Raw genomic sequence first — 16,729 nt, 5'->3', positions numbered from 1 at the left:
TAGCAGCGGCGGCTAGCACTAAGCGAGACGCATGCACAGGGAATGGTTCCGACTGACACGCACGGCCTGGAAACTGGCGGTTCCCCTCATACTCATTGCGTTCGCACTGAAGCTTGCCGGTCTTCCCCAGAGACTTGATCTCTGGTTCTACGACACCCTCGCCATGGGCATGCCCCTGGGTCCATCGCAAAAGCTCGAGTTGGTCGCTATCGACGAGAAGAGCCTGCGCGAACTGGGGCGCTGGCCCTGGCCCCGCGAGCGTCACGCAGAGCTGATCTCGAGGCTGCACCAGGCCGGCGCCAACGTTATTGTCTTTGATATCCTGTTTACCGAGCCCAGTCCGGGCGACACGGCCCTGGCTGCTGCCATGCAGCGCCATGGCAAGGTCGTCCTGCCGGTTCACCTATACCCGTCCACCGCAGACGCCCCCTTATCCGAGCAGTTACCAACGCCAGAATTAACCCGCGCCGCTGGCGCCCTGGGACATGTCCATGTCGAACTGGACGAGGATGGTATCGCCCGTGGCCTCTATTTATATAGTGGCCTGGGTGAGGCTACCTGGCCCGCCGTTTCGCTTGCAGCCGCGTTGATGGATGGCGAGAAGGTCCCAGAAGCCGTTCCGCTGGAAGAACCGGCCTCGCCCTACGTCAATGTGCGCAGTCAGTATGTCTATATCCCTTTATCCGGGCGCGTCGGTACCGTATCCGCAACGTCCTACAGTGACGTATTGCTAGGCCGCGAATCACTTAACCGATTTGCCGGAAAGACCGTTTTCATTGGAGCCACGGCGCCCGGTTTTGGCGATGTGTTGCCGACACCACTGTCCGGACTGGCCAGCCCTATGTCCGGTGTCGAGTTCCACGCCAATGCCTACTCTGCCCTGGTCCAGAACAAGCTGATCACGACGCTTCCCCGATATCAGGTAGTTCTGCTAATTATTGCAGTCATCCTCTTTATCAGCTTTGCCCTGCCCCAGCTGAAACCATCGCACACGCTTTGGGTCTGCCTGATGACCAGCGCCCTGCTGCTACTTGGTTCTACCCTTTTATTTCGCCACGCCAACCTCTGGGTCCCGATCGCTCATGCCCTGCTGGTACCGCTGATCGCCTATCCGCTCTGGAGCACACGGCGCCTGACACTGCTCAATACATTCCTCAACAGACAGCTCGATGCCCTCGGTCGCGATCCCGGGCTGGGCCTGAAAGATCCCCAGGACCAGCAGCCGATGCGAATTGTCGAAGACCTGCGTCATCTACTCCAGGCAAAGGGGTGGTGGCTGTCGCAAGGTAACGACATGCTCGCAAGCCATCGGCTGACGGAAGACGATCGGCCGCCAGCCCTGAACATCGGACTTTGGACCCACCTGGACGATCAGAGCTGGATCCGGTTTACTCGTGGTGACCGCCATTTTGACCTCGGACTGGAACTGCCGGCCACGCTATCGCGAGAAGCCAGCCGCCGCTACCTGCAGCGCCTGCGCATCGATAATCCCAACAAGTTCATGGATGTCGAAAGGGATTTTCCTGCAGAGAATATCGGCGCCAGAATAGAGCGGGTACGCTATGCCATCGAATCCCTGACGGGTATGCGCGAGTTCATCGGTCGTGGCTTCGAGCGCATGCCGGATGGCGTCATCGTTACCGACGCACTGGCAACCATACAGTTCATCAACGGTCATATCGAAGAGTGGTTCGGCGAGCCCCGCCCCAGCCTGATCGGCATGCCTTTACCCGCCCTGCTGAACGCCCACGACCCCCGGGAATCGGCTCCCTGGCAGGAGACTATTGCGGACACGCTCACCCTCGGCCAAACCCGCACGGTGGATCTAAGACTCAAGAACCTGGATCTGCTGATCCACCTGGCGCCGTTCAGCATGTCCGACTCCGAACAGCATGGGATCATCGCCAACATTTCCAACATCTCGGAACTTCGCGAGCAACAGCGGCAGCATCGCGAAGCGATAGACTTCATCTCCCATGACGTGCGTTCTCCGCTGGTTTCCCAACTGGCGTTGATTGCACAACTCAAACGTCGCCCAGAGTCCATTGGGCCAGAACAGCTTGAGCACCTGGGCAATCTCGCCCGACGGAGTTACCAATTGGCGGAAGAGTTCGTCCAACTGGCGCGCGCCGAACAGCTAACGGAAACCCGCTTCTACGACTGCGAATTCCTCTCGGTGGTCGAGAACGCGCGAGATAGCGTCAGTGAACAGGCGCTTAGCAAGGGCATAGAACTGGCCCTGCACGGCGTCGAAGATATCTGGCTGCGGGGCAATGCAGAGCTACTGGAGCGTGCGGTGATCAACCTGCTAACCAACGCCGTCCAGTACAGCCCACCGGAATCAACGGTAACGATCCAGGTATTCCGGGCCGGCCATCAGGCTTGCCTGACGATTTCCGACGAAGGGGCCGGCATCGCAGAGCACGAACTTCCTCATCTTTTTGACCGCTATAGACGACAGAAAAGCACGGAGCTTTCAGGAAATCGGGGTGCAGGACTGGGGCTTTCTTTTGTGAAGGTCGTTGTGGACAAGCACCGTGGCGAGATCAGCGTACAATCCAAGGAAGGGGAAGGCTCGGCCTTTACGATACGGTTGCCGGTTGCCGATCCGCTGGCGCTGATGGCTCCCCCACAGGAATAAAAGGGCGCTCTATGGAAAATCCGATGAGCGCCATCCGAGTCAGATCGACTTGGTGACCACCGTTGAAAGCGGGCTTTCCAGTCCTTCGGTATCGACCGCCTGAACTGCGAAGTACCACTTACCTTGGGATAGATTTTCGATGGTGTGACTCGTTGTACTGGCTTCGTCGATCGTTACTTCCTCATCCAGAGCCTCGGGATCACGACCGTAGCTGATCTTGTAGCCACTCAACTCGCCCATTGCGATACTCTCACCGCTCACACGCGTCATCGGAGCATTCCAGCTCAACTTCGCCGTGTTGCTCACAATCACATCGCTTTCGTTGCTACCGGACCCCGATCCTGCCGCAATGTCGGTGTAAAAGCCGTGTGTCCGTGTGAAAACCAGATCCAGTGAATCCAGCACACTGGACTTCGAGACTTCAGTCTTTAGACCCGCTGAAAGCACCGCTGCCTCAAGCATGACCTTTTCGACCGACGGGATACCATCGCTCTTGGAAGGGGACGAAAAAGCGCCTTCGCTACGGATCAGCGCTTCACTGTCGGCCAGGACGTCTTCAATAGAGTCCCAGTGATCGCCATCCACTAGCGCCAGGAAAGCCGCGTTGATTACCGCCAACTGAATGGCATCCGTGCTTCCGCTAAACCCATCCAGGCGAACCAGGTCAGGAGGCGGCAACTGCAGGGTACCGGCAGTTAGACCGAAGGCATCCTCCATATCGCCGTATGCCTGCTCGATGGCAGTGCCTGAAAGGCCGGACGATGATTCCTCCGCCAGGGTAACCGCCAGCGTTGAAAGCGGCGTCAGGTAAACCTCACGTGACGCATCGAGATTGACTGCAGCCCGGAGGCGGAAGTCGCTACCCAGCGCAAAAGTCTCGCCGAAGGCCACAGCGTTGGAGGTTCCCGTAAAGCAGGAGGGCACGACATCGCAGGTCATGCGCGTCTGGCCATCGGCCGTTAGTTCGATCAGGACCCAGCCGGATGTCTTGCCAGCAACAGGAAGCTGGAAGCGCCCCTGGGTGTCAGTCACAGCAGCCTGGCCAAGGGTCTCGTCTATTTCGTACTTGCCGCTCGCCGTATTGAGTTCCAGATCCCACGCTGTAACCTGACCGTGGCTCACGACGCCCTTGATCGCGCCGCCGTTTAGCACGACAGACTCAGAGCCGGCGCTGGAAGAGGTGCTCACGTCATCAGACGAGCCGCCACAGCCAACAAGAAGTAGGGAAACTGCAAGACCGGCGATCCCTGCCCTTGTCTGTTTTATGACGGATAAAAACATTTTCTGCCACCGATTTATTGACGATTTGGTAGCAGTCTAATCGAGAACACCCATTAAGAATGTGTTTTACGTCTTCCAGATGTTATTTTTTTAGCCAATTTTTTGACATAGTTTTACAGGCGCGATGCTGACCCGCGCCACCAGGGAGCTCACAGGCAAGACTATGCAGCCACACAGGATTCATTTCGCTATTCGCCGCTTCAGGCCGGAGTTCGACTGTTCAGCGATCGGCGCACTCTATCGAGCCTCGATCAGCCAACTGGCCCGCAACGATTACCCGCCGGATGCACTGGAAGCATGGAGCCGCTGGGGCAAGGACATTCACGCTATAGCGCTGACCCTGAGCCGAGGCCAGACGCTTATCGCCCAACATAGCGGCCGGATCGCGGGCTTTGGCCAACGCTGCCCCAGATCGCATATCAACATGCTCTATACCCACCCCGACTTCGCCAGGTGCGGCATTGGCCGTGCGCTACTGGAAGAATTGCTGAGCTCGGCCCGCAGAGAACAGGTTACACACCTTACGGTGGACGCCAGCCGTGTCTCGAGAGCACTTTTTGAGAAAGCAGGATTTGTGGGCGGTGAGCCTGAATGGGTCGAAAGGGAGAAGGTGAGAATTGAGCGCTTTCCGATGGAACTGGAACTCTAGCTTCGCGGGCGGGACGCACAAAAATAAAAAAGGCCAGTCATTTGACTGGCCTTTAAAGTGGTAGCGGGGGCAGGATTCGAACCTACGACCTTCGGGTTATGAGCCCGACGAGCTACCAGACTGCTCCACCCCGCATCAAACTGTGCTCTGCCTTCAGACTCGAACCCAACCGGGAGGCGGGCTCATCACCCGAAGGTCGACAGACTCCCTTCGGCTGTTTTGGGATGGAGAGCCCGCCGAGCTACCAGGCTGATCCACCCCGCATCAAACTGTGTTCTGCCTTCTTTTCAGAAAAGGCCGAGAGGTTCTGGTTCCCTCTCTCCTCAGCAAACAACCTCTCGGTAATTTACTGGAAATTGGTAGCGGGGGCAGGATTCGAACCTACGACCTTCGGGTTATGAGCCCGACGAGCTACCAGACTGCTCCACCCCGCATCAAACTGTGTTCTGCCTTCAGACTCGAACCCAACCGGGAGGTGGGCTCATTACCCGAAGGTCGACAGACTCCCTTCGGCTGTTTTGGGATGGAGAGCCCGACGAGCTACCAGACTGCTCCACCCCGCATCAAACTGTGTGAAACGGATAACGTATAAATGTGCTCTCCGTCTCAGTGGCGCGCATATTACGGATTCGTAGCGGATGTGTCAATTGATTCCGGTATATGTATTTTCACCATTGTAAAACCTGATCAAGCAGCGAACGATCTCTTGCGGATTGGCGCATTAAAGGTTATTCAAGGAGTGTTCTTTTTCGGAGATTTGGTCGCCATCGAACGCCAAATGTCGTAAAGCGGTCGTTCAGTCGGGATTTAGATGTCGTCTTCTGATCACAAGGCAAATACACACCGGCTGGAAGCCCTGATCCAGCAGGCGCGCCGGAACGAGGCCATAGCCGCGAAGCTGTTCGACATCGAACTGGAGATGCTGCGCGCAACTGAACTCTCTGGATTTATAGACCGATTGACCGAGCAGGTCCGTGATCGCTTCGAACTCGACGATGTCTGGTTCGTACTCACGGATATCGAGGAGAACCGCCGTATACTCCATCTTCTCGATGAACAGGGCGCGCTGTCGGAACGTCAATTGACCAGCGCGGTGGACTTCCTGCGGCTAACCGAAAACAGCAACTATCCCCTGCTTCGCGACAGACCCCGAGCCTGGGCAAGACTCATCCCCTCGCACCTGCGTGAACACGTCAAATCCCTTGCCATCCTGCCGCTCCAGATGGAAGGCCGAACCATCGGCGCACTCATTCTTGGCGCATCAGATCCGAAACGATACCAACCGCACATGGAAGCCTTCTTCCTCCACCAGTTGGCGGTCAAGACATCGGCTGGACTAACGAGCATCTGGGCCAGGGAGCAGCTTCGGCAATTGGCAACCCGAGACTCGCTGACCGGCCTGCGCAACCGGCGGGATATGGAAGCCGCCCTGGAGCAGGAACTGGGGCGCTCCCAGCGCTACGGTAACCCTCTTGCTCTACTATTCCTGGATCTGGACGAATTTAAACAGGTGAATGATACCTGGGGACACGAAGCGGGAGATGCCTGCCTGATCCATGTCGCCAACCACCTCAAGACGCTACTACGCAGGGACGATAGCATCTTCCGTTTCGCCGGCGACGAATTCATCGTGCTTTTGCCCTCACAGGACGAAGCAAGCGCAGAACAAATCGCTAAACGCATGCAACGGGAGTTGGCTGACAACCCTTTGGAGATGGGTGACACGGCGGTGACCGTATCCTTTAGCTATGGCGTAGCCTGCATCAAACCGGAAAACGGCACGAACGCCGACGAGTTGCTTAGACTCGCCGATCAACGCCTATACAAGATGAAAAAGGAAAACCAGCGAGAAAGGGAAAGAGGCTTAGAAGGCTAAGGCACTTCTGATCGACTCGTGGGCAGACTGGCTCTCGGAGCGATTAATAATCAGGGTGGAGCTTTTCGGAGAGGGCGCTCGCCGTCAGGAATCCGCAATGCCGGGTGCAGACTTTCCTGAAAGCCCCTAAGGGCTCGCCGAGACGGCCCGCGAGGCGATCGCAGGCTTTCCAGGAACGTCCGAGAAGATCAGGCGTCGAACAGATCCGTTGGGATCACGGCCTCACCGGTCTCTATCATTCCCATGGCCTCCAAGGCCTCGCGCACCGGTCGGAAGGACCTGCGATGAATTGGGCAAGCCCCGAGACGCCCGAGGCTTTCCATATGCATCGGCGTGGAGTAGCCCTTGTGGCTGGCGAAGCCGTATCCGGGGAAGCGATTCTCCAGTTCAACCATTTCGGTATCCCGAGCCACCTTCGCCAGTATAGACGCTGCACTGATCGCCTCGACGCGGCTATCGCCCTTGATCACGGGCTCACTGGCCCAACGCCACTTGGGGCAACAATTGCCATCCACGAGGATATATTCTGGCACCGGCGTAAGCCCGGCTACCGCCCTCTCCATGGCAATCAGTGTGGCCTGGTAGATATTGTACTGGTCAATTTCATGGACCTCGCAACGACCGAGGCTCCAGGCCACGGCCTGCTCCTTGATGATCAACGCGAGCTCCTCGCGTCGCTCTCCGGTTAACACCTTTGAGTCCATCAAGCCGTCTATCGGCTTTGCCGGATCCAGAATCACAGCGGCAGTCACCACAGGGCCGGCGAGAGGGCCTCGACCGACTTCATCGACGCCCGCCAACAAGCGACCCTGGTAGGCGCATACAAAGGGCGCACCGATTAGATCAACACTCATCCCGAATTTCCCTCGATCAGGGGCACCAAGGCCTCGGCTGCTCGTTGGCTGGCATTACGACGGAGCTGCTCGTGCAACTCGGTAAACGCCCCTTTTAGCTCTTCAACCTGGTTCTTGGACTCCAGACGTTCCAGCACGGCTTGCCCAAGAGCCTCAGGCGTCGCTTCGTCCTGCAACCGCTCAGGTACCAGCTCCTTACGCGCCAGCAGGTTGGGCAGTGCAACGTAAGGTACCTTGACCAACTTCGATGCCAGGAAGTAGGTAAAGCTGTTGAGGCGATAACCAACGACCATCGGCTTCTTCAGCAGCATCGCCTCAAGTGTCGCCGTTCCGGACGCGAGCAGGACGACATCGGCGGCAGCCATGACCTCCCTCGAACGACCCAAAACCAACTTGACCGGCAACTTCACCGCCTCCGCGTCAATAATCGCCTGAACTTGCCGCAGCCGAGCCGGATTAACGCAAGGGATCACCAGCTGTACGTCCGACCGGCGTGATTGTAGCCAATGTGCCGTGGCGAGGAATAGCCCTCCCAACCGCTCCACTTCGCCTTGACGGCTACCCGGCAGGATGGCCAGAACCGGGCCCTCTCCCTCTATTTCCAGCGCCTTCCTGGCGCCGTCAGTATCAGTATGCAGAGGCACGGCGTCCGCCAACGGATGCCCGACGAAGGTCACCGGTACGCTATGTTCCTCGTAGAAACGCGCCTCGAAGGGAAACAGTGTGAGCATCATGTCCACAGCCCGGGCGATCTTGAAGATACGCTTGCGTCGCCAAGCCCAGACCGTAGGGCTGACATAGTGCGCGGTGCGGATGCCGGCCTCTCGGAGCTGGAGCTCGAGGCCGATGGTAAAATCGGGCGAGTCGATACCGATTACGATATCCGGCGGCGTGCTGAGAAAGTAGTCGCGCACCCGGTGACGGATAGAAACCAGCTCGCGGATATGCTTAAGCACCTCCACCAGGCCCATCACGGATAACCGCTCCATCGGCACCAGCGAATGGAACCCGGACGCTTTCATTTCCTCCCCACCGATCCCGACGAACCTAGCGTTAGGGTAACGTTGGCGCAAGGCGTGGATAAGTCCTGCGCCAAGGATATCCCCCGACGCCTCCCCGGCAACTATGCCGATGGTGACGAGGCGCTCGCTAATGATCGAGGTGTGCGACGGGGAGGAAGAGGCAACCTCGATCTCTTCGGGCGAGGTCACAGATGGCGGCAGGGAACCAGTCACTAATCAACCATTCATTCGTAAACAATTCATTGATGAATCATTCGTTGATAAACCATCACCGCTGCCAACTGACTAGCGGACGATTCCCCGATGGGCATTGCGGAGTGAGTCTACCATGAGCTGGACTTCTTCAACCCCGGTAAAATCCCTTTCCAGGGCTTCGAGGGCCTGGGCCAGCGTCAGCCCCTGGCGATAGATAACCTTATAGGCTCGTCGCAGTTCAGAGATAACCTCTCGCGAGAAGCCCCGGCGCTTGAGGCCTTCAGCATTGAGGCCATGAGCAGACGCCGACTGGCCGCTTGCCATGACGTAGGCGGGAATATCCTTGAGGACGATGCTCCCACCGGCACTCATGCTGTGGGCTCCGATATGACAGAACTGGTGCACCATGGTGCCGCCACCCAGGATTGCCCAGTCGCCCACCCTGACGTGGCCGGCGAGCGTAGCGCAGTTGGCGAGGATCGTATTGTCTCCCACCACACAGTCATGAGCCACATGGACGTACGCCATCAGCAGGTTGTCGTTACCGATCCGGGTTTCGCCCCGGTCCTGCACGGTACCTCGGTGGATGGTGCAATTCTCGCGGATGATATTATTGTCGCCGATCACCAACTTCGTGGGCTCGCCAGCGTACTTCTTATCCTGACACTCTTCCCCAACGCTGGAGAACTGGAAAATACGATTGTTGCGGCCGATCACCGTCGGTCCCTTGATCACTACGTGGGACAGGATCTCGGTACCATCACCAATCTCTACATCCGGACCGACATAGCTTAGCGGACCGACCGTGACGTCTTTACCCAGTTTTGCAGAAGGATCGACAATTGCCTGAGGATGGACTCCCGACCATGCCTGTGTCGCCATCAAACTTCTCTCTCAGCGGTCATGATTTCCGCCACGCAGGCGACCTCATCACCTACCAGGGCGCGGCAGTCAAATTTCCAGATCCCGTGCTTGTCCGTCAGGAAGCGGGATTCAAGCCGGAGTTGATCTCCGGGTACCACAGGGCGCTTGAAACGCGCCTTACTGGAGCCGGCGAGATAGTGTACCACGCCATCGGAGGGTTTCCGGTCAACGGTCACAAACCCGAGGATGCCAGACAGCTGGGCCATGGCTTCGATGATCAGTACGCCCGGCATAATCGGCTTACCCGGGAAATGACCATTAAAAAATGGTTCGTTGATCGAGATGTTCTTATAGCCAACAATTGACTGCCCTTTCTCGACTTCCGTGACGCGATCCACCAGCAGGAAAGGATAGCGATGGGGCAGGAATTCCATAATTTCTTCAATATGCATCATCAGGTACGGCCTCAGGCTCGTTTAAGCAGTTTCTTCTCAAGCTCGCGCAGTTTCCGTGCCATCTCATCCAGCTGACGGAAACGCACGACATTTTTTTGCCACCGGCGGTTCGAGTCTGCACCCAAACCTGACGAGTAGACCCCGGGCTCTTTCAGGCTACGGGTGACCATGGTCATGCCAGTCAAATGCACCTGATCGCCGATTTCGAGATGACCGGCAATGCCTGAAGCCCCACCGACAACGCAATGGCGACCGATCCGGGTGCTGCCGGCAACGCCCACCAGCGCCGCCATTGCCGTATGTTCACCGATACTGACGTTGTGCGCGATCTGGACCAGGTTGTCCAGCTTCACGCCATCGCCGATCAGCGTGTCATCCAGCGCACCGCGATCGATGGTGGTATTGGCACCGATTTCAACATCGTCGCCAATCACCACACCCCCCACTTGGGCGATCCGGTGCCAGACCCCTTTTTCGTTGGCAAAACCAAACCCGACCGAGCCGATGACAGCGCCGCTGAGGACAAGACAACGTTTGCCAATGATGACATCGTGGTACAGCGTAACCCGCGCGTTCAGGCGCGAGCCCTCCCCCACCACCGAGCGCTCGCCGACAATGCAGCCAGCACCGATAACAACATTCTCTGCGATCGTTGCACCAGCCTCGATGACCGCTTGTGGTCCCACCGTTGCAGAGTCGGCCACTGAAGCGGAGGGATCGACCACCGCCGATGGATGGATGCCAGCCTCCGGCTTGGGCTGTGGGTCAAACCAATGACTGAGGCGAGCATAACCGAGGTAGGGATTGTCGAGTAACAGGACATTGGTCGGACACTGGTCCGCCATATCGGGGGAAAGGATAACAGCCGACGCCTGTGTTTCCCTGAGGTAACGACCGTAGGCCGGATTGGCCAGGAAGGCGACCCGCCCCGCCCTGGCCGACTGGAGCGTCGCGATGCCGTCAACCTTCACATCCGCATCGCCCACCAATTCAGCACCAAGCGCCTGGGCGATTTCACCCAGCGAATGGACTTTGTTCGTCATCGCGCTCTCCACCGGCCTGCGTAACGGCGACCTCCCCAAGCACGCACGCTGGCGTAGAAAGTAAGGGGAGACACCGTTAACGGATCGCCTAATTTTTCAGATTATCAATCAGTCGTTCAGCTTTTCGATCAACTGTTCGGTCAGATCCATATCCGGCTTGGCATAGACAACCGCTTCGCTGGGCAATACCAGATCCAGATCATGTTCGTCGAGCAGTGACTTCACGGCGGCATCAACCTTCGGACGCGCCTGTTCAAGGAACTGCTGTTTGCGGCTGCTGACTGTCGAATCCAGGCGATTCTTCAGGTAATTGAACTCCTGAACCTTTTCCTTGAATTGGCTGGTCAGCTCTGTCCGCTCGGTTTCATTCATCATAGCACCATCTTTCTCGAGGCGTTCCTTGAGCTTACGGGCTTCCTCCTGGGCATCGCGAACCTTGGCCTCGTCGTCCGAGAATTCGGACTGGAGTTTCTGGCTGAAGTCCTGGGCGCTCTCAGAAGAGAACAGGGCGCGCCGCAGGTCCACCACGCCAATCTTCGTTTCGGCCAATGCCGGCAGCGCCAGTACCATGGCCAGGGCCGCTACCATGAATTTCTTCATCATACTGGGAACTCCTGTTTTCCTTCGTCTTGGCTCTTTCGCCTTGTTGTATTCAATGCCTGTAACGTCGTCTTGCTGGCTGTGATCCCTGATCTGGCACTACTTGATCACAGACCTAACACTACGTGGTTACAGATCGTGGTTACAGATTTAGCATGGGTCGTAGAGTCGAATGGAATACCCGAAGCCCCTCGGATTTCCAGGCGAACTGTCTGGCTATCCTTCTAGAAGCTCTGCCCCAGCGAGAACTGGAACACCTGGGTCTCATCATCGTCATCGGGATTAAGCGCCTTACCCAGACTGAACGCCAGTGGGCCGATCGCCGTAATCCACTGGAATCCCACACCTGCAGACAGCCGAATCTCACCCAATTCCGGATCATAGCCTCGGTCGGTGTCAAATACCTGACCGGCATCCAGGAAGAATGCGGTGCGCATCGAGCGCGAATCACCTGCGAACGGCGTCGGGAAAATCAGCTCCAGGCTGGCTTCGGTGAGCAGGTTACCGCCAAAGGGATCGGGATCAGAGGTGTCGTCCGGGTCATTCGTCGCCAGCGGCCCGAGCGAGTTGGCTTCGTAACCACGTACGGAGCCATAACCACCGGCGAAGAAATGCTCATAGAACGGCATGGTAGACGCGTCACCATAGCCATCGCCGTAACCTATATCCGTACGGGCACGGAACACCCACGTCTCGGCTTCGTTGATAGGCTGGTAGAAGTTGGTGCGATGGCTGAGTTTATAGAAGGTCAGGTCGCTACCCGGCACCGCTACATCCAGGGAAATGGAGTGACTGAAACCGTCGGTGGGGAGCACACCCCGGTTAAGGGTATTCTTGTTCCACGAGCCGGTCAGATAGTAGGTGTTGTAACTGTCGCCGTTTTCATCAATGAAGTCCTGGACCTCGACCGCCGGGTATTCATTGGTCTGGACGGACGTATTGGTGTATCCCACGCCAAAATTGAGGCGCGTAACACTGTCGATGGGATAACCGAAGGTCAGACTGCCGCCGATCTCATCCAACAGGTAGGACGAAATATCCTCTTCCTCGTAGTCCGTTTCCCGGGCAAAGAGCTTAAAGCCCCGACTGACGCCATCAACCGTATAGTAGGGATCGGTGTAGGCGAAGTTGGCACTCTTGATCGAATCGCTATAGTTCGCCCCGACGGACACGCGTTTACCCGTGCCGAAGAAGTTGTTTTCCGACACACTGGCACCCAGGATGATCCCGGAAGTTTGGGAGAAACCGACGGAGGCCGAGAGGCTGCCTGTCGCCTGCTCTTCGACGCTGTAGTTCACGTCGATCTGGTCATCCCGGCCGGGCACCCGCACAGTCTCGACGTCCACCGTCTTGAAGAAGCCAAGCCGTTCAAGCTTGGTCTTGGAGTACTCGATCAGGTCGGTGGAAGCGACGGCGCCTTCCATCTGGACCATCTCCTGGCGCAACACTTCGTCGCGGGTGGACACGTTACCGTTGAAGTTGATACGGCGCACATAGGCCCGATTACCGGGCTCGACGAAGAACGTAACCGACGCCGTGTTGTTGTCGCCGGTCTCGGGAACGGCGTTGACGTTGGCGAACGTGTAACCCTCGCGCCCCAGTCTTCTTGAGAGCCGCTCAGAGGTGTCCGTCAGCTCCTGCCGCGAGAAGATGTCACCCGGCTCCATCTTGATCAGTTCGCGAAGTTCACTTTCCTTGAGAATCAGATCGCCCCGGAGATTGATATCGGAAACGGTGTATTGGGGACCTTCCTCAATGGAGATGGTGATGAAGACGTCTTTCTTGTCCTGCGAGATGGAGACCTGGCTGGACTCGACATTGAAGTCGATATAACCCCGGTCCAGATACCAGGAACGCAAGCTCTCGAGGTCGCCGCTGAGGCGTTCGCGGGCATACTTGTCGGCGCTGGTAATGGACGACCACCAGTTCGAAGTCTCCAACTCGAACAGACTCAAGAGCTGCTCATCGGAAAACGCATCGTTACCGATGACGTTGATATGCCGGATGGACGCCACGTCGCCTTCATTGATATCGAGCTTGATGGCGACCCGGTTACGCGGGAGCTCTTCCGCTGTCGCTTTGACCCGCGCATTGTATCGCCCCTGGGCCACATAGGAGCGCAGGATTTCCAGTTCGAGACGTTCCAGGGTAGCGCGCTTGAACACCTGCCCTTCCTGCAGGCCGGCACTATCAAGCGCCTCACGCAACATCTCAGTCTCGATCGCCTTGTTGCCCTCGATGTCGATAGAACTGATGGCCGGCCTTTCCTTGACGGATAGCACCAACACATTGTCGTCGCGGCTCGCACTCAGATCAGTGAACAACCCGGTCTGGAACAGATTCTTGATCGCATCTGCCAGGGCGACTTCATCGATCTCTTCACCAATGCTGACGGGAAATGAGCCAAATACCGTGCCCGCAGAAACCCGCTGCAAGCCCTCTACTTCGATATCGGAAACCACAAATTCGTCAGCCAGAGCCGCTGGCACGGCCCCAACTGCGGTCATGAGGCCTACAGCCACACTCAGAAGAGAACGTCTCATTCAGATAAATCGCCTGTTTATGCGCGTACGGAAGGTCGCAATTCTCACAACCGCATCAGGTCGTTGTAAAGGGCAAAGACCATCAATGTCAGGATCATTGCCATTCCGATTCTTACTCCCACAGCCTGGACCTGCTCGGAAAGCGGCCTGCGACGGATCGCTTCAACGCTGTAGAAAAGGATATGGCCGCCGTCCAGCACGGGCACGGGCAGAAGGTTAAGCACCCCAAGACTGACACTCAGGTAAGCCAGGAACTGGATAAAATCCTCGAATCCGGAACTCACGCTGGCCTCGGCAACGCGAGCAATGGTAATCGGGCCACTGAGATTATTCAAAGAAAGCAGGCCGGTCACCATCTTCTTGATCGCGACCAGGGTCAAGCGGGTATCGTCCCAGGTTTCGCCAATCGCCTGGGGGAGCGCGGCGAGAGGACCATACCGGTTGTCGCGCAGCATATCGTCCGGCCACTGGATGGGGGCGACGCCGGCACCAACGCGACCGATGACTTCGCCCTGCTCCGTCTCTACACGCTCGGGAGTGACTGTCACAGTCATCTGCTGTCCGTCCCGCACCAATGTGACTTCGATGGGCTCGCCGGGCGCATTACGGATCCTGTCCACCAACGCGAACCAGTCGGCAACGGGTTCGCCATCCACCGCCTGAATGTCGTCACCGGACTGAAGGCCAGCGGCTTCGGCGCGTCCGTTCGGCATGATATCGCCCAATACGGCGGGCACCGCAGGCCGATACGGCGTAATGCCGAACAGGTCGATGGGGTTGGGTTCATCCTGGTCCAACCGCCAGCCTTCAAGTGCGGCGGAGCGTGTACCGACGGAGCCATTGTCTCTTACGGTCATCTCTATCTGCCCATACTCCCCGGCCCGTTCGAGCAGGAGTGCACCCACGTCGCGCCAGTCCGTCACCCGCTCGCCATCGATGCTCAGGATCTCCATGCCGGATTCGAGTCCCACACGCTCAGCGACACTATCGGGCTTCACATCGCCCACCACCGGAGCGACTGTCGTGAAACCAACCACGCTCAATAGCCAGTAGGCGAAGATCGCAAACAGGAAATTCGCCGCAGGCCCAGCCGCCGCGATGGCAATACGCTTGCCAGGTGTTTTCTGTGTGAATGCCTCGTGGAGCTGGTCTTCAGGCACCGGGCCTTCGCGCTCGTCGAGCATCTTGACGTAGCCACCCAAAGGTATGGCTGCAACGGCGAACTCGGTGCCCCGCTTGTCATACCAGGAGAACATGGGCTTACCGAAACCCACTGAAAACCTCAGTACCCGCACACCGCAACGCCGGGCAACCCAGAAGTGGCCGTACTCATGGATAGTCACCAGGATACCGAGGGTGACGATGAGGGAGAGAACCGTTTCTATGAACTGCATGATGCTCCAGAAGCAGAACAGGTTAATCCATTCCGGGCGACTCACCGCGAGCCACGGACGACCAAGCGCCGACCATTAGAACCTAACCCAGACCGGAAACTGAGACCGCGTGGCGACGAATCTGTTCCAGCGCCAGTGCACGGGATTCCCCGTCCTTCTCGAAAATAATATCGAAACTGTCTGCGCCGACTGCAGGTAGCGCGTCCATGACTGATTCAATAATAACGGGAATATCCGTGAACCGCAGTTCACGGCGCAGGAAAGCGGCTACCGCTTCCTCGTTGGCGGCATTAAGCACCGCAGGACTGGTTCCGCCCTGGTCAAACGCTTCTGCGGCCAGCCTCAAACAGGGGAAACGCTGAAGATCCGGCCGCTCGAAATTAAAGCGGCCTAGGGCAAACAGATCAAGCGGCGCCACACCGGAATCAATTCGCTCGGGCCAAGCCAGGCCGTTGGCGATAGGGGTTCGCATATCCGGACTGCCCAACTGGGCCAGGACCGAACCATCCACATATTCCACCATCGAGTGAATAATACTCTCGGGATGGACGTGAACCTCGATCTGCTTGGGCTGGGTATTGAAGAGCCAGCAGGCTTCGATCAACTCCAACCCCTTATTCATCAAGGTAGCGGAATCCACCGATATTTTCTGCCCCATACTCCAGTTCGGATGGGCGCAGGCCTGTTCGGGAGACACATCGGCCAAGGCATCAGCCGCTGTCCGCCGGAAAGGCCCGCCGGACGCTGTCAGCAAAACGCGTCGTACCCCTGCACCGGAGAAATTGCGGACCTGGTGCGGAGGCAGGCATTGGAAGATTGCATTGTGCTCGCTGTCGATTGGCAGGAGCTCTGCGCCACTGTCCACGACAGCGTCCATGAACAGCTTGCCGGACATCACCAACGCTTCCTTGTTGGCCAGCAGAACACGCTTGCCCGCCCGGACGGCTGCCAGCGTTGATTCCAGACCGGCGGCGCCGACAATTGCGGCCATGACCGTATCGCACTCAGGCGCCGAAGCGACCTGCACCAGCCCCCCGGGCCCGCCTAGCACCTCGATGCCCCAATCCGCGGGAAGATCCTTCGCCAGTCTCGCTGCGCTTGGTTCATCCGCCATCACCGCGTATTTCGGGCGATGGAGGCGACAAAGCTCCAGCATGGCGTCTACCTGCCGGCAGGCCGTCAGCGCAAAAACACGAAAGCGATCAGGATGACGCTGGATAACGTCAAGCGTGCTTAATCCAATGGAACCGGTGGCGCCCAGAATGGTGACCTGACGCATGACTCTACGTGCCTCGATTGCTATTCACCTCGA

At 57.7% G+C, this 16,729-nt stretch carries 13 protein-coding genes and 2 tRNA genes; 3 read left to right on the top strand and 12 right to left on the bottom strand.

Features of this window, described 5'->3' with window-relative positions:
• Positions 1 to 31: 31 nt before the first annotated feature.
• Complete coding sequence (locus tag RE428_RS09055; protein WP_004581681.1) at positions 32 to 2,641, top strand: CHASE2 domain-containing protein; 2,610 nt, start codon at positions 32 to 34, stop codon at positions 2,639 to 2,641.
• A gap of 39 nt (positions 2,642 to 2,680) precedes the next feature.
• Here the strand turns inward: RE428_RS09055 and RE428_RS09050 are convergent, their stop codons facing one another.
• Entirely contained in the window at positions 2,681 to 3,829 is a 1,149-nt protein-coding gene (locus tag RE428_RS09050; protein ID WP_227500227.1) for a fibronectin type III domain-containing protein, read from the bottom strand.
• Between the two features lie 256 nt (positions 3,830 to 4,085).
• On the opposite strand from RE428_RS09050, the gene RE428_RS09045 reads away from it, so the two are divergent.
• The gene (locus RE428_RS09045; RefSeq protein WP_169334070.1) at positions 4,086 to 4,571 is read left to right on the top strand and encodes a GNAT family N-acetyltransferase; all 486 of its coding nucleotides are present in this window, start codon (positions 4,086 to 4,088) and stop codon (positions 4,569 to 4,571) included.
• A gap of 58 nt (positions 4,572 to 4,629) precedes the next feature.
• Here RE428_RS09045 and RE428_RS09040 read toward each other — a convergent pair.
• Positions 4,630 to 4,706 (bottom strand) — tRNA-Met (locus RE428_RS09040).
• A 222-nt stretch (positions 4,707 to 4,928) separates the two neighbouring features.
• Positions 4,929 to 5,005, bottom strand: a tRNA-Met gene (locus RE428_RS09035).
• A 377-nt stretch (positions 5,006 to 5,382) separates the two neighbouring features.
• On the opposite strand from RE428_RS09035, the gene RE428_RS09030 reads away from it, so the two are divergent.
• Entirely contained in the window at positions 5,383 to 6,447 is a 1,065-nt protein-coding gene (locus RE428_RS09030) for a GGDEF domain-containing protein (protein WP_004581677.1), read from the top strand.
• A 188-nt stretch (positions 6,448 to 6,635) separates the two neighbouring features.
• Here the strand turns inward: RE428_RS09030 and rnhB are convergent, their stop codons facing one another.
• From rnhB to ispC, 9 genes are all read right to left on the bottom strand, one after another.
• On the bottom strand, positions 6,636 to 7,301 hold the full coding sequence (rnhB, locus tag RE428_RS09025) for a ribonuclease HII (RefSeq protein ID WP_004581676.1): 666 nt from the start codon (positions 7,299 to 7,301) through the stop codon (positions 6,636 to 6,638).
• Positions 7,298 to 8,458 carry a lipid-A-disaccharide synthase gene (lpxB, locus tag RE428_RS09020; RefSeq protein ID WP_040883364.1) on the bottom strand — a complete coding sequence of 387 codons (1,161 nt, stop codon included), beginning with the start codon at positions 8,456 to 8,458 and terminating at the stop codon, positions 7,298 to 7,300. The genes rnhB and lpxB overlap by 4 nt, the downstream gene beginning before the upstream one ends.
• A gap of 150 nt (positions 8,459 to 8,608) precedes the next feature.
• Positions 8,609 to 9,400: an acyl-ACP--UDP-N-acetylglucosamine O-acyltransferase gene (lpxA, locus tag RE428_RS09015; RefSeq protein WP_004581674.1), complete on the bottom strand. Its 792-nt coding sequence runs from the start codon at positions 9,398 to 9,400 to the stop codon at positions 8,609 to 8,611.
• The gene (gene fabZ / locus RE428_RS09010; protein WP_004581673.1) at positions 9,400 to 9,837 is read right to left on the bottom strand and encodes a 3-hydroxyacyl-ACP dehydratase FabZ; all 438 of its coding nucleotides are present in this window, start codon (positions 9,835 to 9,837) and stop codon (positions 9,400 to 9,402) included. Before fabZ ends, lpxA begins: the two co-directional genes overlap by 1 nt.
• Before the next feature lie 11 nt (positions 9,838 to 9,848).
• Positions 9,849 to 10,880, bottom strand: coding sequence for a UDP-3-O-(3-hydroxymyristoyl)glucosamine N-acyltransferase (gene lpxD, locus RE428_RS09005; RefSeq protein WP_004581672.1), 1,032 nt, complete (start codon positions 10,878 to 10,880; stop codon positions 9,849 to 9,851).
• A 108-nt stretch (positions 10,881 to 10,988) separates the two neighbouring features.
• Positions 10,989 to 11,483 carry an OmpH/Skp family outer membrane protein gene (locus RE428_RS09000; protein ID WP_004581671.1) on the bottom strand — a complete coding sequence of 165 codons (495 nt, stop codon included), beginning with the start codon at positions 11,481 to 11,483 and terminating at the stop codon, positions 10,989 to 10,991.
• 221 nt (positions 11,484 to 11,704) lie between these two features.
• Positions 11,705 to 14,023, bottom strand: a complete 2,319-nt coding sequence (gene bamA / locus RE428_RS08995; protein ID WP_040882597.1) for an outer membrane protein assembly factor BamA — start codon at positions 14,021 to 14,023, stop codon at positions 11,705 to 11,707.
• A 44-nt stretch (positions 14,024 to 14,067) separates the two neighbouring features.
• Complete coding sequence (rseP, locus tag RE428_RS08990) at positions 14,068 to 15,417, bottom strand: RIP metalloprotease RseP (RefSeq protein WP_004581669.1); 1,350 nt, start codon at positions 15,415 to 15,417, stop codon at positions 14,068 to 14,070.
• An 82-nt stretch (positions 15,418 to 15,499) separates the two neighbouring features.
• Positions 15,500 to 16,696 (bottom strand): 1-deoxy-D-xylulose-5-phosphate reductoisomerase, encoded by a 1,197-nt coding sequence (gene ispC / locus RE428_RS08985; protein ID WP_004581668.1) that lies wholly within the window; start codon positions 16,694 to 16,696, stop codon positions 15,500 to 15,502.
• Between the last annotated feature and the right edge of the window lie 33 nt (positions 16,697 to 16,729).

Origin of the sequence: Marinobacter nanhaiticus D15-8W (assembly GCF_036511935.1) — a bacterium.
GTDB classification, from domain to species: Bacteria; Pseudomonadota; Gammaproteobacteria; order Pseudomonadales; family Oleiphilaceae; genus Marinobacter_A; species Marinobacter_A nanhaiticus.
Note: the sequence above shows the minus strand (reverse complement) of the source record. Positions and strands in the feature narration are given on the sequence as shown.

What these genes read in the sequence shown, in the direction of transcription:
- RE428_RS09055 (WP_004581681.1), top strand. Translation starts at nt 32, where the DNA reads ATGCACAGGGAATGGTTCCGACTGACACGCACGGCCTGGAAACTGGCG.
- RE428_RS09045 (WP_169334070.1), top strand. Translation starts at nt 4,086, where the DNA reads ATGCAGCCACACAGGATTCATTTCGCTATTCGCCGCTTCAGGCCGGAG.
- RE428_RS09030 (WP_004581677.1), top strand. Translation starts at nt 5,383, where the DNA reads ATGTCGTCTTCTGATCACAAGGCAAATACACACCGGCTGGAAGCCCTG.
- rnhB (WP_004581676.1), bottom strand. Translation starts at nt 7,301, where the DNA reads ATGAGTGTTGATCTAATCGGTGCGCCCTTTGTATGCGCCTACCAGGGT.
- lpxA (WP_004581674.1), bottom strand. Translation starts at nt 9,400, where the DNA reads ATGGCGACACAGGCATGGTCGGGAGTCCATCCTCAGGCAATTGTCGAT.
- fabZ (WP_004581673.1), bottom strand. Translation starts at nt 9,837, where the DNA reads ATGATGCATATTGAAGAAATTATGGAATTCCTGCCCCATCGCTATCCT.
- lpxD (WP_004581672.1), bottom strand. Translation starts at nt 10,880, where the DNA reads ATGACGAACAAAGTCCATTCGCTGGGTGAAATCGCCCAGGCGCTTGGT.
- RE428_RS09000 (WP_004581671.1), bottom strand. Translation starts at nt 11,483, where the DNA reads ATGATGAAGAAATTCATGGTAGCGGCCCTGGCCATGGTACTGGCGCTG.
- bamA (WP_040882597.1), bottom strand. Translation starts at nt 14,023, where the DNA reads ATGAGACGTTCTCTTCTGAGTGTGGCTGTAGGCCTCATGACCGCAGTT.
- rseP (WP_004581669.1), bottom strand. Translation starts at nt 15,417, where the DNA reads ATGCAGTTCATAGAAACGGTTCTCTCCCTCATCGTCACCCTCGGTATC.
- ispC (WP_004581668.1), bottom strand. Translation starts at nt 16,696, where the DNA reads ATGCGTCAGGTCACCATTCTGGGCGCCACCGGTTCCATTGGATTAAGC.